Origin of the sequence: Kitasatospora sp. NPDC056076 (genome assembly GCF_042266305.1) — a bacterium.
Lineage (GTDB): Bacteria > Actinomycetota > Actinomycetes > Streptomycetales > Streptomycetaceae > Kitasatospora.
This window is the reverse complement of record NZ_JBHJWG010000028.1, coordinates 100212-116107: the sequence shown is the minus strand read 5'-3', so window position 1 is coordinate 116107 and position 15896 is coordinate 100212. Positions and strand designations below refer to the sequence as shown.

General features: G+C 72.7%; 14 protein-coding genes. 6 read left to right on the top strand and 8 right to left on the bottom strand.

Features of this window, described 5'->3' with window-relative positions:
• Window positions 1-199: 199 nt before the first annotated feature.
• A complete protein-coding gene (locus ACFC1T_RS23290) occupies window positions 200-1792 on the bottom strand; it encodes a PucR family transcriptional regulator (protein ID WP_375891471.1) in 1593 nt (530 codons plus the stop codon).
• Between the two features lie 420 nt (window positions 1793-2212).
• On the opposite strand from ACFC1T_RS23290, the gene ACFC1T_RS23285 reads away from it, so the two are divergent.
• The 6 genes from ACFC1T_RS23285 (at window position 2213) to ACFC1T_RS23260 (ending at window position 9487) form a co-directional block, all read left to right on the top strand.
• Window positions 2213-3100, top strand: a complete 888-nt coding sequence (locus tag ACFC1T_RS23285) for an FAD binding domain-containing protein (RefSeq protein ID WP_375891470.1) — start codon at window positions 2213-2215, stop codon at window positions 3098-3100.
• Complete coding sequence (locus tag ACFC1T_RS23280; RefSeq protein WP_375891469.1) at window positions 3097-3585, top strand: (2Fe-2S)-binding protein; 489 nt, start codon at window positions 3097-3099, stop codon at window positions 3583-3585. The genes ACFC1T_RS23285 and ACFC1T_RS23280 overlap by 4 nt, the downstream gene beginning before the upstream one ends.
• Window positions 3582-5948, top strand: a complete 2367-nt coding sequence (gene pucD / locus ACFC1T_RS23275) for a xanthine dehydrogenase subunit D (RefSeq protein WP_375891468.1) — start codon at window positions 3582-3584, stop codon at window positions 5946-5948. The genes ACFC1T_RS23280 and pucD overlap by 4 nt, the downstream gene beginning before the upstream one ends.
• Window positions 5949-6304: 356 nt before the next feature.
• The gene (locus ACFC1T_RS23270; RefSeq protein ID WP_375891467.1) at window positions 6305-7789 is read left to right on the top strand and encodes an NCS2 family permease; all 1485 of its coding nucleotides are present in this window, start codon (window positions 6305-6307) and stop codon (window positions 7787-7789) included.
• 92 nt (window positions 7790-7881) lie between these two features.
• A complete protein-coding gene (locus ACFC1T_RS23265; protein WP_375891466.1) occupies window positions 7882-9072 on the top strand; it encodes an XdhC family protein in 1191 nt (396 codons plus the stop codon).
• 115 nt (window positions 9073-9187) lie between these two features.
• A complete protein-coding gene (locus ACFC1T_RS23260; protein WP_375891465.1) occupies window positions 9188-9487 on the top strand; it encodes a hypothetical protein in 300 nt (99 codons plus the stop codon).
• Between the two features lie 64 nt (window positions 9488-9551).
• On the opposite strand, the gene ACFC1T_RS23255 is transcribed toward ACFC1T_RS23260, so the two are convergent.
• The 7 genes from ACFC1T_RS23255 to ACFC1T_RS23225 form a co-directional block, all read right to left on the bottom strand.
• Window positions 9552-10172, bottom strand: a complete 621-nt coding sequence (locus ACFC1T_RS23255; RefSeq protein ID WP_375891464.1) for a LysE family translocator — start codon at window positions 10170-10172, stop codon at window positions 9552-9554.
• A 33-nt stretch (window positions 10173-10205) separates the two neighbouring features.
• Window positions 10206-10622, bottom strand: coding sequence for a PIN domain nuclease (locus ACFC1T_RS23250; RefSeq protein ID WP_375891463.1), 417 nt, complete (start codon window positions 10620-10622; stop codon window positions 10206-10208).
• Window positions 10615-10812 (bottom strand): type II toxin-antitoxin system VapB family antitoxin, encoded by a 198-nt coding sequence (locus ACFC1T_RS23245; RefSeq protein ID WP_375891462.1) that lies wholly within the window; start codon window positions 10810-10812, stop codon window positions 10615-10617. The genes ACFC1T_RS23250 and ACFC1T_RS23245 overlap by 8 nt, the downstream gene beginning before the upstream one ends.
• A gap of 95 nt (window positions 10813-10907) precedes the next feature.
• A complete protein-coding gene (locus tag ACFC1T_RS23240; RefSeq protein WP_375891461.1) occupies window positions 10908-12641 on the bottom strand; it encodes an SDR family oxidoreductase in 1734 nt (577 codons plus the stop codon).
• Window positions 12638-13579: a M24 family metallopeptidase gene (locus ACFC1T_RS23235; RefSeq protein ID WP_375891460.1), complete on the bottom strand. Its 942-nt coding sequence runs from the start codon at window positions 13577-13579 to the stop codon at window positions 12638-12640. Before ACFC1T_RS23235 ends, ACFC1T_RS23240 begins: the two co-directional genes overlap by 4 nt.
• Window positions 13580-13591: 12 nt before the next feature.
• Window positions 13592-14704 (bottom strand): PDR/VanB family oxidoreductase, encoded by a 1113-nt coding sequence (locus ACFC1T_RS23230; protein ID WP_375891459.1) that lies wholly within the window; start codon window positions 14702-14704, stop codon window positions 13592-13594.
• A gap of 167 nt (window positions 14705-14871) precedes the next feature.
• Window positions 14872-15789 carry a metal-dependent hydrolase gene (locus ACFC1T_RS23225; protein WP_375891458.1) on the bottom strand — a complete coding sequence of 306 codons (918 nt, stop codon included), beginning with the start codon at window positions 15787-15789 and terminating at the stop codon, window positions 14872-14874.
• Between the last annotated feature and the right edge of the window lie 107 nt (window positions 15790-15896).

Here is a 15896-nt window from a genome sequence, read left to right as displayed (position 1 = left end):
GGGCGGCGGGGGGTCCGCCGGGCGCCGGCCCCGCCGGCCCGCGGGGGGCGCCGGCGGGGGGCCCCGGGGGGGGTGTGCGCGCCGGCCCCCCGGCCGTTCTCCTGACGGCTCCCGACCGGTTCCGGCGCCGTCCAGCGACCTCCCAGGAAGCGGCCGTTCCTGGGACCGGCGCTCATCGGGCGGAACTGTCAGGAAACGGTCAGGCCAGTTCCAGCGCCAGGTAGAAGTCCACCCGGTCCTCCAGGCGGGAGAGGTCCCGCCCGGTCAGCTCCTCGATCCGGCCGATCCGGTAGCGCAGGGTGTTCACGTGGACGTGCAGCTGCCCGGCGCAGCGGGTCCAGGAGCCGTCCGAGCGCAGGAAGGCCTCCAGGGTGCGGACCAGGTCCGCCTGGTGCTCGATGTCGTACGCGATCACCTTGTCCAGCAGCCGGCTGCGGAAGGCCCGGCGGACCTCGTCCGGGACGGCGGCCAGCAGCAGCACGTGCGAGGCCAGCTCCTCGGGGCCCGCGACGCAGACCCGGCCGACCCGGGCGGCGGCGATCCGGCGGGCGTGCCGGGCCTCCTCCAGGGCGCCGCGCAGGCCGCCGGCCTCGGAGGCGGGGGCGGAGACGCCGAGGGTGATCCGGCCCTCCGAGCCCAGCCCGGCCTCCAGCGGGGCGAGCAGCTCGCGCAGGGTGTCGGCGGGCACCGGGGAGTCCAGCGCGGGCAGCACCACCACGGCGCCGTTGCCCGCCCCGGCGACCAGGGCGCGGTCGCTGGTGCCGCCGAGCGCCTCCTCCAGCACGGCCCGCACGGTGCCCTCGGGCAGGCCGGTGCCCTCGGCGCTGAGCACCAGCCAGGAGGCGTCCTGGACGGGGGACTTGGGCTCGTGGCTCTCGTAGCGGGCGGCCATCGCCGAGGAGGCGTACAGGGTGCGGCTGATCTCGGCCGGGTCGGCGTCGCGGCGCAGCAGGGCGAGCAGTTCGTCGGCCAGCCGGCGGCGCAGCCGGCGGCCCTCGTCCCGGCGGTGGCGCTCGGCGGCGACCAGCCGGGCCAGGTTCTCGGCGAGCTGCTGGCGCTTGGTGGTCCACTCGGTGACGTCGCCGGCCACCGCGAGCACCCAGTCGACGAGCGGCGCCTCGTGCTCGGCGGAGGCCGCGGCGGGCAGCAGCGAGTAGGCGCCGCCGGCCAGTCGGGCCCGGTGCGGGGGGCGGCGGCGCTGGCGCTGGGCGGCGAGGTGGGCGCGGACCAGCTGGTCGCGGTCCTCGGCGGTGAGCCGGTCGGCCGGGCCGGCGATCACCGCGCCGGTCGGGGTGAGCACCCAGCAGTCCAGGTCGAGGTCGCCGCCGAGCAGGTCCAGCACGGCGTCCAGTCCGCCGCCGCCGGCCGCCGAGACCAGCAGCCGGTGCCGGTCGACCAGGGCGGCGAGGTCGGCCGCGCGGTCGGCGGAGACCTGACGGCCGATGAACTCGGTGACGGTGCCGAAGGCGATGTCGTCGGGCACGGCCAGCAGCGGCATCCGGTGCCGGCGACAGGCCTCGACCAGGTCCTCGGGCACCGGGCCGACCTCGGCCTCGCCGGCCGCCAGGGCGACCGCGCCGCCGGCCGCGATGGTCCGCACGAAGCGCTCGGAGTCGGCGGGGCCGCCGCGCCAGAGCATCCCGGTGAGCACCAGCTCGCCGCCGTGCAGGTAACGGCCGGGGTCGTGCAGGTCCGTGGTCATCACGCCGCTGACCTGCCGGTCCAGCTCCTCCTCCGCCGCGAGCAGGCGCAGTCGGGGGGCGCCGGGGGCGAGCAGGTCACGGACACGCATCCGCGGACTCCTATCGGGGGCAGGAACAGGGTGGCAGGGCGGGGTGGAAGCGGGGGTCGAAGCAGGGTGGGAACGGGGGTGGAAGCGGGGATCGGGGGCCTGGAGGGGGGGTGGGGGCTGCCGGGTACGCCGTCCGGGGGTGACAGTGTGCCCGAACATCCGTGCTCGGCGTTACGTACCAGCGAGCCGCCGGGTCACGGGCCCGTAGCCCGCGAATCACGGCCGGATTACGGTCGTAGGTAGCACTCGGCGAACACCTGGGCTGCGGATTCTCCTGCTTAGAGGAACGTACAGGATGCCGGGCGGGCTCACAGCCGGGGCTTCATGCCATCGGTGACTGCCAGTGGGCCGCGTCACAGGAGTTCACTGGGCGACACGCCGCCGGACACCCGGTCGGCGAAGACCTGAGGAGAAACCCGCATGGAGTTCCTTCGGCCCGCCACCTGGGACGAGGCTCTCGCGGCGAAGGCTGAGTACCCGACCGCGCTGCCCATCGCGGGCGGCACGGACGTCATGGTCGAGCTGAACTTCGACGTGCACCGGCCATCCGCGATTCTCGACCTGAACCGCGTCACCGAGCTCACCGAATGGACGAACGACGGCAGCGTCGTCCGACTCGGCGCCTCCGTCCCGTACGCCCGGATCATCTCGGAGCTGTCCGGGCCGCTGCCCGGGCTCGCCCTCGCGGCCCACACCGTCGGCTCGCCGCAGATCCGCAACCGCGGCGGCGTCGGCGGCAACCTCGGCGGCGCCTCCCCGGCCGGTGACGCGCACCCCGCGCTGCTGGCGGCCGGGCGGGACGTCTTCGTCGAGGCGGCCTCGGTGCGCGGCACCCGGCTGATCCCGATCGACGAGTTCTACGTCGGCGTGAAGCGCAACAGCCTGGAGGCCGACGAGCTGATCCGGGCCGTGCACATCCCGGTCGCGGACGGCCCCCAGCAGTTCTCGAAGATCGGCACCCGCAACGCGATGGTGATCGCGGTCTGCGCCTTCGGCTTCGCCCTTCACCCGAAGAACGGCACCGTCGGCACCGGTATCGGTTCGGCTGCCCCCACGCCGCGCCGCGCCGTCGAGGCCGAGGAGTACCTGCGGGACGTGCTCGCCGAGCGCGGGCTCTGGGAGTCCGGGGAGCTGCTGGGCACCGAGGTGATCCAGCGCTTCGGCGAGCTGGTCAAGGCCGCCGCCTCCCCCATCGACGACGTCCGCGGCACCGCCGACTACCGGCGGCACGCGCTGGCCGTGATGGCCCGCCGCACCCTCACCTGGTGTTGGAACGACTACAGCAAGCAGATCAGGAGCGCGGCATGAAGGTCACGTTCACCGCCAACGGCAAGCAGGTCGAGGCCGACGACGTGTGGGAGGGCGAGAGCCTGCTCTACGTGCTGCGCGAGCGCGTCGGCCTGCCCGGCTCGAAGAACGCCTGCGAGCAGGGCGAGTGCGGCTCCTGCACCGTCTACCTGGACGGCGTGCCGGTCTGCTCCTGCCTGGTCGCCGCCGGCCAGGTGCAGGACCGCGAGGTGCGCACGGTCGAGGGCCTGGCCGAGGAGAACGGCGAGCTGGGCCTCGTCCAGCAGGCGTTCGTCGACGCCGGGGCCGTCCAGTGCGGCTTCTGCACCCCGGGGCTGCTGGTGCAGACCGACGCCCTGCTGGAGCAGGACGCCCAGCCGAGCGACAACGACATCCGCGAGGCGCTGTCCGGCAACCTGTGCCGCTGCACCGGCTACGAGAAGATCATGGACGCGGTGCGGCTCGCCTCCGCCCGCAAGTGCTCGGGCAAGGGGGCTTCGGCATGACCACGCGGACCATCCAGGGCCAGAAGAACCTGCAGAACATCAACCAGGCCTCGAAGGACGGCATCGGCGGCTCGCCGCTGCGCCCGGACGGCAACCTGAAGGTCAAGGGCGAGTTCGCCTACTCCTCGGACATGTGGCACGAGGACATGCTCTGGGGCATGGCGCTGCGCTCGCCGCACCCCCGGGCCAACATCCTCTCGGTGGACATCTCCGAGGCGCTCAAGGTGCCCGGCGTCCACGCGGTGCTCACCCACGAGGACATCCCCGGCGCCAAGTACTACGGCCTGGAGATCCAGGACCAGCCGGCCCTGGCCATCGACAAGATCCGCTACCACGGCGAGGCGATCGCCCTGGTCGCCGCCGACCACCCGGAGACCGCCCGGCGCGCGGTGAAGAAGATCAAGGTCGAGTACGAGGTGCTCACCCCGATCGTCACCGAGGAGCAGTGCCTGGACCCGCAGACCCACGGGTACGTGCACGAGCCGCACGAGTACAAGTCCCACGCGTACGGCAACATCTGCCACGAGCAGCGGCTGGTCTCCGGCCTCGGCGTGACCGACGAGGTGCGGGCGCTGGCGGACGTCATCGTCAGCGGCGACTACGAGGTCGGCATGCAGGACCAGGCCTTCCTCGGCCCCGAGTCCGGCCTGGCCGTGCCCGCCGAGGACGGCGGCATCGACCTCTACATCGCCACCCAGTGGCTGCACGTGGACCGCGAGCAGATGGCCCCGGTGCTGGACCTGCCCGAGGAGAAGGTCCGGCTCACCCTGGCCGGCGTCGGCGGCGCCTTCGGCGGCCGCGAGGACATCTCGATGCAGATCCACGCCTGCCTGCTGGCCCTGCACACCGGCAAGCCGGTCAAGATCGTGTACTCCCGGGACGAGTCCTTCTACGGCCACGTCCACCGCCACCCGGCGCGGATGCACTACGAGCACGGCGCCACCCGCGACGGCAAGCTGGTCTTCGCCGACTGCCGGATCGTGCTGGACGGCGGCGCCTACGCCTCCGCCTCCCCCGCCGTCGTCGGCAACGCGGCCTCGCTCGGACACGGCCCGTACGTGATCCCGAACGTGAAGATGCACGCCATCGCGCTCTACAGCAACAACCCGTCCTGCGGGGCGATGCGCGGCTTCGGGGCCGTCCAGGCGGCCTTCGGCTACGAGACCCAGATGGACAAGCTGGCCGTCGAACTCGGCATGGACCCGGTCGAGTTGCGGCAGCTGAACGCGATGTCGGAGGGCGACTTCATGCCCACCGGCCAGCAGATCGACTCCCCTGCCCCGGTGGCCGAACTGCTGCGGCGGGCCAAGGAGATGCCGCTGCCGCCGCCGCTGGACACCGAGCACCTCGACGTGCGCTCGCTGCCCGGAGCACTCTCCAACACCTCGCACGGCGAGGGCATCGTGCGCGGGATCGGCTACTCGGTCGGCATCAAGAACGTCGGCTTCTCCGAGGGCTTCGACGACTACTCCACCGCCCGGGTGCGCCTGGAGGTGATCGGCGGCGAGCCGGTCGCCATGGTGCACACCGCGATGGCGGAGGTCGGCCAGGGCGGCGTCACCGTGCACGCCCAGATCGCCCGCACCGAGCTGGGCGTCGAGCAGGTCACCATCCACCCGGCCAACACCGAAGTGGGATCGGCCGGTTCGACCTCCGCCTCGCGCCAGACGTACATGACCGGCGGCGCCGTGAAGATCGCCGCCGAGGCCGTCCGGCGGGAGCTGATCGAGAAGGGCCGGCGCCGCTACGGCTGGACCCACAAGGACATCACGCTGACCGGCGGCAAGGTCGTCTCGGAGAGCGCCGGCGTGCTCGTGCCCATGGTGGACCTGCTCGGCGACGAGGCCATCGACCTCACCCGCGAGCACCACCACCGGCCGACCCAGGCCTTCGACAAGGAGACCGGCCAGGGCTTCGGCCACGTCCAGTACACCTTCTGCGCCAACCGCGCCGTGGTGGACGTGGACGTCGAACTCGGCCTGGTCAAGGTGGTCGAGCTGACCGCCGTCCAGGACGTCGGCAAGGCGCTCAACCCGCTCTCCGTGGTCGGCCAGATCCAGGGCGGCTGCACCCAGGCCCTCGGCCTGGCCGTGATGGAGGAGATCATCGTCCGGGACGGGAAGGTGCGCAACGCCTCCTTCACCGACTACCTGATCCCCACCATCCTGGACACCCCGCCGATCCCGGTGGACGTCCTCGAACTGCCCGACCCGCACGCCCCGTACGGGCTGCGCGGCGTCGGCGAGGCGCCGACCGTGTCGGCGACCCCCTCGATCGTGGCGGCGATCCGCAACGCGACCGGACTCGCGCTCAACCGGATCCCGGTCCGGCCGGAACACCTGACCACCGAACAGCCCGGCTGACAGCGGGAGTTCGACCAGCGAGGTTCCACCAGTTCGGTTCGACCAGTTCGGTTCGACCAGTTCGGTTCGACCAGCGAGGCCTACCACGGCCGTACTTCCCGGGGCGGCGACACGTCTTCCCCGCCGCCCCGGGACCCCCACATCCGCTGCCCTGCCCACGCCGGGGTTCCGCAGTGGTGCGCACCACCCGCACCTGCACCACCACGCACCACCCTCACGCACCACCCCATCCGCACCGCTGGCACTCCCCGACGAGTGCCTCCAGTGAGTCGATACCGTCCCCCTGTGCCAACTTCGTTGACTGGCAGTCAGGTCGGCTCGCCCACCCCAACCCCCTTTGACACTTGGGAGTGGACATGACCAGGATCCCCACGGAGCCCGGCACCACTGAAGCAGACAGACCCGCCGAGGACGAGACCCACCCCTCGCCCTCGACAGCAGAGCCCAAGGGCGCGCTCGACGCGTACTTCAAGATCTCGGCCCGCGGCTCGACCCTCGCCAACGAACTACGCGGTGGCCTCACCACGTTCATGGCGATGGCGTACATCATCCTGCTCAACCCGCTGATCCTCAGTGGCGCGGACGTCACCGGCGTCAAGCTCGACCACGCCGCGCTGACCACCGCCACCGCCCTCGCGGCCGCCGTCACCACCATCCTGATGGGCGTGGTCGGCAACGTGCCGCTCGCCCTGGCCGCCGGCCTCTCCGTCTCCGGCGCGGTCTCCGCACTCGTCGTACCGCACACCACCTGGCCCCAGGCCATGGGCCTGTGCGTGATCTACGGCCTGCTGATCGTGCTGCTGGTGGTCTCCGGACTGCGCGAGAAGATCATGAACGGCATCCCCCTGCCGCTCAAGCACGCGATCACCATCGGCATCGGCCTGTTCGTCACCATCATCGGGCTCTACAAGGCCGGCTTCGTGCACACCGGCGGCCCCACCCCGCTGTCGCTCGGCCCCTTCGGCGAGCTCTCCGGCTGGCCCGTCCTGATCTTCTGCCTCACCGTGCTCACGATCTTCGTGCTGATGGCGCGCGGCGTGCGCGGCGCGATCCTGATCGGCATCGCCGGCGGCACCGTGGTCGCCGTCGTCGTCAACAAGCTCGCCGACCTCCCCGCCAAGGCCTGGGGCAACTCCGCCCCGGTGTGGCCCGGAAGCCCCGTCGCCGCCCCCGACTTCAGCCTCTTCGGCCACGTCGACCTGTTCGGCGCCTTCGGCGGCAAGGGCCTCGGCGCGATCAGCGCCTCGGTGGCCGTGTTCACCCTCGTGCTGGCCGGCTTCTTCGACGCGATGGCCACCATCATCGGCGTCGGCACCGAGGCCGGGCTCGCCGACAAGCAGGGCCGGATGCCCGGCCTGTCCAAGGCCCTGTTCATCGACGGCGCCGGCGGCGCGGTCGGCGGCCTGGCCGGCGCCTCCGGACAGACCGTCTTCGTCGAGTCCGCCACCGGCGTCGGCGACGGCGCCCGCACCGGCCTCGCCTCCACCGTCACCGGCGGCCTGTTCGCCCTGATGCTGTTCTTCTCGCCGCTGGCCGGCATCGTCCCGGTCGAGGTCGCCTCCGCCGCCCTCGTGGTGATCGGCTCGATGATGATGAGCCAGGCCCGGCACATCGACTGGTCCGACCGCGAGGTCGCCATCCCGGCCTTCCTCACCTGCGTGCTGATGCCGTTCACCTACAGCATCACCGCGGGCGTCGCCGCCGGCGTCATCTCCTACTCGGTGATCAAGGCCGGCCAGGGCAAGTGGCGCGAGCCCGGCCTGCTGATGTGGATCCTCACCGCGGTGTTCGTCGTGTACTTCGCGCTCAGCCCCGTCAAGTCCTGGCTGGGCGTGCACTGAGTGCCCTTCTGATCATCACCGCCGCCGTACGGGATCGTTTCCCGTACGGCGGCGTCTCCCGCTACTGTCGAAACGTGTAAGGAGCATCCGACATGCAGGACATCGCCGAGCAGTTGCAGGCCTGGCACGCGTCCGGGCGCTCCTTCGCCGTGGCCACCGTCGTCGGCGTCTCCGGCAGCGCCCCGCGCGACCCCGGGGCGGCCCTGGCCGTCGACGCCGCCGGGGAGGCCGTCGGCAGCGTCTCCGGCGGCTGCGTCGAAGGCGCCGTCTACGAGCTCTGCCAGGCCGCGATCGAATCCGGCGAACCCGTCCTGGAACGCTTCGGATACAGCGACGAGGACGCCTTCGCCGTCGGCCTGACCTGCGGCGGGATCCTGGACGTGTTCGTCCAGCCGGTCGTGCCCGGCACCGACCCGGGCCTGGACACCGGCCTGCGCCACATCGCCGACGGCACGCCCGTCGCCCTCGCCCGGGTGATCGACGGCCCGGCCGGACTCCTCGGCGCCACCCTCGCCGTCACCGCCGACGCACAGCACGGCGCGCTCAGCGTCGGACCGTCCACCGTCGGCGCCCTCGAACGCGCCCTCGTAGCCGAGGCCCGGGCCATGCTCGACGCCGGACGCACCGGACGGATCGTGCTCGGCCTCGACGGCCGGCCCTGCGACGAACAGGAACAGGGGACGGTCACCTGCTTCGTCGAGTCCTACGTGCCCGCGCCCCGGATGCTCGTCTTCGGCGCGATCGACTTCGCCGCCGCCGTCGTACGGATCGGCAAGTTCCTCGGCTACCACGTCACCGTCTGCGACGCCCGGCCCGTCTTCGCCACCACCCGGCGCTTCCCCGAGGCCGACGAGGTCGTCGTCGACTGGCCGCACCGCTACCTGGACTCCCAACTCGGCCGGATCGACGGCCGCACCGTGCTCTGCGTGCTCACCCACGACGCCAAGTTCGACGTCCCACTGCTCGAACGCGCCCTGCGCCTCCCGGTCGGCTACGTCGGCGCCATGGGCTCCCGGCGCACCCACCGCGACCGGCAGGCCAAGCTCCGCGACGCCGGCCTCACCGACGCCGAACTCGCCCGGCTGCGCTCCCCCATCGGCCTCGACCTCGGCGCCCGCACCCCCGAGGAGACCGCCGTCTCGGTCGCCGCCGAGATCATCGCCCACCGCCGCGGCGGCAGCTGCCTGCCGCTGAGCGCCGGCAACGGACCGATCCACCACGACACCGCCGCCCCGCTGCCCGCGCAGGAGTCCGTCGAGCGGCGCTCGCCGCACGCGGCGTGACGCCCCCCGCGTCCGGCCACTCGCTGCGACCGCCCGGGTGACGTTGCGGACGGTAGTCGGCAGCGGGAGGCTGGAGGTGCGGACTCACCCCGAGCCCGGGGAAGGAGCGGGGACCATGCGCGCCCTGCTGGATGTCACCCTCGACACCGCTGCCTCCAACAAGCTCATCGCCGACGGCTCGATGGGCGCCGAACTGGAACGCGTCCTCGGCGAACTCAAGCCCGAGGCCTCGTACTTCTTCGCCAGCGGCGACGGCCGCCGCGGCATGCTGCTCGTCGTGGACGTACCGGACGAGGCCTCCGTCGTCGCGATCTGCGAGCCGTTCTGGCTGCGACTCGAAGCGAACGTGGACGTCCGCATCTGCATGAACGCCGACGACCTGCGCGAGGGGCTGCGGCGGCTCACCCCGGCCTGAACCGGTCCGAACTGGACTGAACCTGCCTGAACCGGACTGAACCGGTCCGGTACGGCAGCTCCGCTCAGTCGGCCAGCGCCAGCTTGAGGCCGAAGCCCACCACCACCGCACCGGTCACCCGGTCCATCACCCGCCGGGCGGCCGGGCGGCGCAGCCAGCCCCGCAGCACCCGGGCGAAGCCGACCAGGACCGTCGACCACAGCACGCCCTCCACCACGTGCACGCCGGTCAGCGCCACCCCGGCGGCGAAGTGCGGGGCCCCGGAGGGGATGAACTGCGGCAGCACCGCCACGTAGAACACCCCGACCTTGGGATTCAGCAGATTGGTCAGCGTCCCGCGCCGCCAGCCGTGGACGAACCCGCCCTCGGCCGACTCCTCCTCGGCCTCGGCCTGCGCCCCGCGCTTGCGCAGCATCCCGACGCCCATCCACACCAGGTAGGCGGCACCGGCCCAGCGCAGTACCTCGTACGCCACCTGCGAGGCGGTGAGCAGCGCCGTCACGCCCGCCGAGGTCAGCGTCCCCCAGATCAGCGTCCCGGTCTGGATCCCCAGCACGACCCCCCACGCCTGCCGCCGCCGCCCCAGCGCGGACGTCCGCAGGATCAACGCGGTGTCGAGCCCGGGGGTGAGGGTGAGCAGCCCCACGACGAGGGCGAAGGACCACAGAGCCGTTGTCATCTCCATGGACCTCGATGCTCTCACAGTGCCGAGGGGCTCTCAGTCCGCCGTCCCCGGCGGGACGACCCACTCGGTGGGCTGACCGGTGACGGCGGCGATCATGTCGTAGTCGCCGTCGTAGTGGAGGACGGTCGCGCCATGACGCTCAGCCGTGGCGGCGATGATGAGATCCGCCACGGACAGCGCCCGCCAGTTGCCGGCGGCCGTGAGGAGGGCCTGCACCTCGATGGCGCGGTCCCACACCTCGTCGGGTGTGGCCAGCCACTCGAACCCGCTCAAGCCCTCCCGGATCTCAAGGGCGTCGGCCTTCGACCGGGCGCTGTGCATGATCTCCAACTCGATGGCCCCACAGATCGCCACCACGCCTCTGAAGATCAGCGGCTTGAGAACCAACATGACCGTCGGCTTGGGATAACGGGCAAAGGCCGACTTGTCGATCAGGTAGCGCTCACTCACCGTTCTCGACCGGTCCGGTGAGATCAGGCAGTCCGCCCTCTGCGAGCCAAGCCATGAACCTCTCGCGCTTGCGGCGCTTCACGAGATCCTCAAGGGCGGCGTTGACAGTCGCGACCTTGGTCGACGTGCCCAGGATCTCGGCGGCCTCGGCCAGGAGTTCGTCGTTGACGTCTATCACGGTGCGAGCCATGAGTCGCCTCCAAAGGAATACAGACCTGCGATATCACAATCGATGATAGTTGATATCGCAGGCCCGTTGGGGCCGATCAGGTGACGTTCGCCCGATCAGGTGATGTTGAGGCGGGCGGCGAGGCGCAGGAGGCCGGGGCTGAGGCGGGAGAGGAGGCGGGCGGCCTTGGCCTCGGGGGTGACCGGGACGACCGGCTTGCCGGTGCGGACGGCGCTGACGATGGCGCCGGCGACCTTCTCGGGCGGGAAGCCGCGGCGGGCGTAGAGCCTGGCGGCGCGGGCCTGCTTGGCGGACTGCTCGTCGGCGGTGGTCGCCGAGAAGGTGGAGGTGCGGGTGATGTTGGTGTTGACGATGCCCGGGCAGATGGTCGAGACGCCGATGCCGTGGCCGACGAACTCGGCGCGCAGGCAGTCGGAGAGCATGAAGACGGCGGCCTTGCTGGTCGCGTAGGCGGTGAGCGCCTTGGCGGGCAGGTAGGCGGCGGCCGAGGAGACGTTGACGATGTGGCCGCCCTGGCCCCGGTCGGCCATCAGGGTGCCGAAGGCGCGGCAGCCGTGGATGACGCCCCAGAGGTTGACGTCCAGGACGCGCTGCCACTCCTTCTCGGTCGTCTGCAGGAACGTCCCAGAGTGGCCGATGCCGGCGTTGTTGACCATCACGTCGGGCACGCCGTGCTCGGCCGCGACGCGCTGCGCGAAGGCGTCCATCGCGGCGCCGTCGGAGACGTCCACCTGGTAGGCGTGCGCCTGCGGGCCGACCAGGGCGGCGAGTTCGGCGGTGCGCTCGGCGGCCGCGAGGTCGAGGTCGCAGACCACCACCCGGGCGCCGTCCTCGGCGAAGGCCAGCGCGGTGGCCCGGCCGATGCCGCTGCCGCCACCGGTGACCACCACCAACCGGCCGTCACCGTAGGACTCTTGGGCCCCGTCCGCCTTCCCGGTGTCGATCCGGGCGGTGAACTCGCGGACCATGCCGGCCACGGCGGCTCCCTTCTCCAGCAGCGCCGACCAGTGGCCGGCGTGCAGCGTGCGGCGGGTCAGGTGGGGCACCCAGCGTTCCAGGCCCTCGGAGAGGTAGGTACCGACGTAGCGGTCCCGGGTGAGGGTGACCAGCTGGACCGGCACCTCCGTCGGCCGCTCCCGCGGACTCCCCAGCGTGGGACGGAAGTTGGCCCGGTACAGCTCGATGCCGCGGACCGCGTCGCGGCGCAGGGTGCGCTGCGGGTGGTCGGCCCGCGGGGTGACGTGCTCCAGGTCGCGCAGCACCCGCGGCCAGGCCCGGGCGAGGCCGAGGCGCCAGACGGCCGGGGCCAGGAAGGGCAGGTGGAAGGCGGTGATGTACCAGGAGTGCGCGCCCTGGTGCAGCAGTTGGCGCAGGTGGCGCGGGGTGGGGCGGCGCATCCGGTGGCGCAGCCAGAAGCCCATGTGGTCCAGGCTGGGGCCGGACAGGGTGGTGTAGGAGGCGATCCGGCGCTCGGCGCCGGGGGTGGTGACGGCCTCCCAGGACTGGATCGAGCCCCAGTCGTGGGCGACCAGGTGGACCGGGCGGTCCGGGCTGACGGCGTCGGCGACGGCGAACAGGTCGTCGGCGAGCTGCTCCAGGCGGTAGCCGTCGCGGTGCGCCGGGGTGCCCGACTCGCCCGCGCCGCGCACGTCGTAGCGGACCACGTGGTGGTCGCGGGCCAGGTCGGCGGCGATGTCGTCCCAGACGGTGTGGGTGTCCGGGTAGCCGTGCACCAGGAGGACGGTGGGGGCCTCGGGGTCGCCCTGCTCGAAGACGGCGAGCGGGATGCCGCCGGAGTGGACGGTCCGGCGGCGGGTGGGGGTCGTCATCGGGTGGCCTCCTGGGCGGTCGGCTCGGCGGTGGCGGTGACGGCCGCGGCGAGGGCGGTCGGCTCGGCGGTGGTGGTGGCGGCGAGGGCGGTCGGCTCGGCGGCGGTCCAGCGGCGGACGTGCGGGAGGTCGTCGTCCAGCCAGTAGGCGTCGTCCTCGGTGACCACCAGCAGTTCCTCGAACTTGATGCCCACGCCGCGGAAGCCGATGTGCGGCTCGACCGCCCACAGCCCCGGGGTGGGCGCGTGCCGGGACGACCGCCCGTCCGCCCACAGCGGCGAACGGCCGTGCAGGCGCTCGGAGATGAGCTCGCGGCCGAGGGTCTGCAGGGTGCGCACGCCGAAGCCGAAGACGTTCACCCCGGCCGGGCCGCGCGCCGTGGTGCGGGTGACCTGGTGGCCGATCACCCGGCCCGGGTAGACCTGGTGCCGGTTGTCGTAGCCGTGCGCGGCGATCTGCGCGTCCACCGCCGCGTACACCTCGTTGAGCGGCTTGCGGGCGCGCACCTCGGTGAGGATCAGCTCGCGGTAGACCTGGAGGTCGGCGGCCAGCCGGTCCCAGACCCGGTTCTCGCCGACCTTGCCGCCGTAGCCGATGTCGGCGGTGTAGCCGTCCACGACGGGCGCGCAGTCCAGCACGTACGGCATGCCCTCCTCCAGACGGCGGCCGCCGGCGAAGAACTGCAGCGGGGTGTGGAAGTGCCGGAACGCCGTGCGGTCGCCGAACCAGGCGAACGGGACGTGGAAGAAGTCCTGCACCCCGGCGGCGACCAGGCGGCGGCGCAGCTCGGCGGTGGTCTGGCGCTCGGTGACCCCGGGCTCGATCCAGGCGGCGACCTGTTCGGCGCAGTGGTACGCCAGTTGCTGGGTCTCGCGGAAGCGGGCGAGGTCGCGCTCGGAGTAGGAGAACGTCGGCATCGCATGCGCCGTCGGGGGCATCGGGGGCTCCTTCTAGACGTCGAGGTCGGCGTCGAGGTCGAGGTCGAGCACGAGGGTCTCACCCTCGGCGGCGCGGGAGACGCAGGGCAGCAGGGCGCCGGCGGCGCGCTGTTCGGGGGTGAGGCGGCGGTCCCGGTGCTCGGGCGTACCGGCCACCAGGCGGACCTCGCAGGTGCCGCAGAAGCCCTGGTGGCAGGAGTACGGGAGGTCGGGGCGGGCCTCGCGCAGCACGTCCAGGGCGGAGCGGTCGGCGGGGACGTCCAGGATCGGCCCGTCGGCGCCGAGCCGGACGGCGAAGGGCCGGCCGTCGGTGACCGGGGCGGCGCCGAAGCGCTCGAAGTGCAGGGCGGTGGAGGTGGATTCGTCCAGAGCCGCCTGGACGGCGGCGAGCATCGGGGCCGGGCCGCAGCAGTAGACGGCGGCGCCGCGCGGGGCGTGGGCGAGGAGTTCGGCGCCGGTGGGGACGCCGCCGTGCTCGTCGTCGGTACGCAGCACGACCCGGCGCGGATCGAGGGCGCGCAGCTCGTCGCTGTACGGGAGGGTGTCGGCGCTACGGCCGACGTGCACCAACGTCCAGTCCAGGCCGTGCCGTTGGGCCTCGCGGGCCATCGGGAGGAGCGGGGTGACGCCGATGCCGCCGGCGAGCAGCAGGACGGCGGGCTCGGCACAGAAGGCGAAGCCGTTGCGCGGACGGCGGGCGGCGAGGCGGGCGCCGGGATGCAGGGCGTCGTGGACCTCGACGGACCCTCCGCCGCCCCCGGGCAGCCGCCGGACGGCGATCCGGTAGTGCCGGCGGTCGGCGGGGTCGCCGCTCAGCGAGTAGTGGCGCTCACGGCCGGAGGGCAGGGCCAGCCGCAGGTGGGCGCCGGGCTGCCAGGACGGCAGTTGCCCGCCGGAGGGGTCGGCGAGCGTCAACTCGATCACGTCGGAGGCGAGTTGACGGCGCTCGGCGACGACCAGCCGGAGCAGCGGGGTGGGGCGGCCGAGCGGGCGGCGGGGGTTGCGGCGCAGCAGCGGGCCGCCGAGCGCCGGGGAGTAGCGGTCACCGAAGGCGGTGAGCCAGCGCATGAAGCCGTCGGCGCGGGGGCGGCCGTAGAGGTCGGGGGGCGGGGTGAGCAGGTCCATCCGGGCGGGTCCTTGGCGGGGAGAGGGGACGGGCGGCGGGAGCGGGCGGGCGGCGGGCGGCAGCTGACGGCCGACGACTGACAACTGACAGATTTCAGATTTCAGCGAACAGATAACGTTCGCTGTTCGTTGAAACCTGTCAGTTGTCAGCCGTCAGCTGTTCCCCGTCAGCCCCGCCCGGCCGCCGCCCGGGCGGCCGGGGAGGTGGCGAGGTAGCCCAGCGCCTGGCTGGAGGAGCCCTCCTGGGTCGGGTGGTAGCCCGGCCGGAGGTAGCGCAGCCCGGAGCGGAGGGAGCGGACCGGATCCGGCAGCAGTCCGCGCCTGGCGATCCGGCTCGCCTCCCGCCAGGTGGGCCTGAGCCGCCCCTCCAGGGTCGGGTCGGCGGCGAGCAGGAAGCGGGCTCCGCGCACCCAGAGGTGCACCAGCAGCGGCCCGGAGATCGCCATGCCGCGGACCCGCCGCAGGTAGCCCGGGTCCAGGTGGACCATCAGGTCGAAGGCGACGCTGCGGTGCTCGACCTCCTCGGCGCCGTGCCAGCGCAGCAGGTCCAGCATCGTCGGGTCGGCCTTGGCCCGGTCCAGGCCCGGGGAGTTGAGCGCCCAGTTGCCGAGGAAGGCGGTGAAGTGCTCGATCGCCGCGACGAAGGCGACCCGTTCGATGACGTTCTCCCGCCGCTGCGCCGGCGTCAGGCCCGGCTTGTCGCCGAGGACGCGCTGGAACAGCCAGGAGATCTGCCGGACGTACGGGCGCGGGTCGAGGCCCTGGCCGAGCAGGTGGTCGAGCACCTCCTGGTGGGCCTCGGCGTGGATGGCCTCCTGCCCGATGAAGCCGAGCACCTCCTCGCGCAGCTGCTCGTCCCGGATCAGCGGCAGCGCTTCCTTGAACACCTTGACGAACCAGCGCTCGCCCTCGGGCAGCAGCAGGTGCAGCACGTTGATCACGTGGGTGGCCATCGGCTCGTCCGGGATCCAGTGCAGCGGCAGCCGGGCCCAGTCGAAGCGGACGTCCCGGGGTTCCAGGACGAGGCTCTCGTGCACCCGCGCCGCGGGGGCGGCGCCGGCGGGGACGGGGGTGGGGCGGGGCATGGCAGGCCCTCCTGACCTGGGGGCGGCGGCTCGACTCTCGGAAACGTACTCGCCGGTAGCGGTGGGGACAAGGGGTTCGGCACCTCTTATCGACATCGAGTCTAATA

Bases quoted from the DNA above. Each gene is read 5' to 3' on its own strand.
- ACFC1T_RS23245 (WP_375891462.1), bottom strand. From the start codon at position 10,812: ATGGCTCGCACCGTGATAGACGTCAACGACGAACTCCTGGCCGAGGCC.
- ACFC1T_RS23280 (WP_375891469.1), top strand. From the start codon at position 3,097: ATGAAGGTCACGTTCACCGCCAACGGCAAGCAGGTCGAGGCCGACGAC.
- ACFC1T_RS23230 (WP_375891459.1), bottom strand. From the start codon at position 14,704: ATGGACCTGCTCACCCCGCCCCCCGACCTCTACGGCCGCCCCCGCGCC.
- ACFC1T_RS23290 (WP_375891471.1), bottom strand. From the start codon at position 1,792: ATGCGTGTCCGTGACCTGCTCGCCCCCGGCGCCCCCCGACTGCGCCTG.
- pucD (WP_375891468.1), top strand. From the start codon at position 3,582: ATGACCACGCGGACCATCCAGGGCCAGAAGAACCTGCAGAACATCAAC.
- ACFC1T_RS23270 (WP_375891467.1), top strand. From the start codon at position 6,305: ATGACCAGGATCCCCACGGAGCCCGGCACCACTGAAGCAGACAGACCC.
- ACFC1T_RS23285 (WP_375891470.1), top strand. From the start codon at position 2,213: ATGGAGTTCCTTCGGCCCGCCACCTGGGACGAGGCTCTCGCGGCGAAG.
- ACFC1T_RS23255 (WP_375891464.1), bottom strand. From the start codon at position 10,172: ATGGAGATGACAACGGCTCTGTGGTCCTTCGCCCTCGTCGTGGGGCTG.
- ACFC1T_RS23235 (WP_375891460.1), bottom strand. From the start codon at position 13,579: ATGCCCCCGACGGCGCATGCGATGCCGACGTTCTCCTACTCCGAGCGC.
- ACFC1T_RS23260 (WP_375891465.1), top strand. From the start codon at position 9,188: ATGCGCGCCCTGCTGGATGTCACCCTCGACACCGCTGCCTCCAACAAG.
- ACFC1T_RS23240 (WP_375891461.1), bottom strand. From the start codon at position 12,641: ATGACGACCCCCACCCGCCGCCGGACCGTCCACTCCGGCGGCATCCCG.
- ACFC1T_RS23265 (WP_375891466.1), top strand. From the start codon at position 7,882: ATGCAGGACATCGCCGAGCAGTTGCAGGCCTGGCACGCGTCCGGGCGC.
- ACFC1T_RS23225 (WP_375891458.1), bottom strand. From the start codon at position 15,789: ATGCCCCGCCCCACCCCCGTCCCCGCCGGCGCCGCCCCCGCGGCGCGG.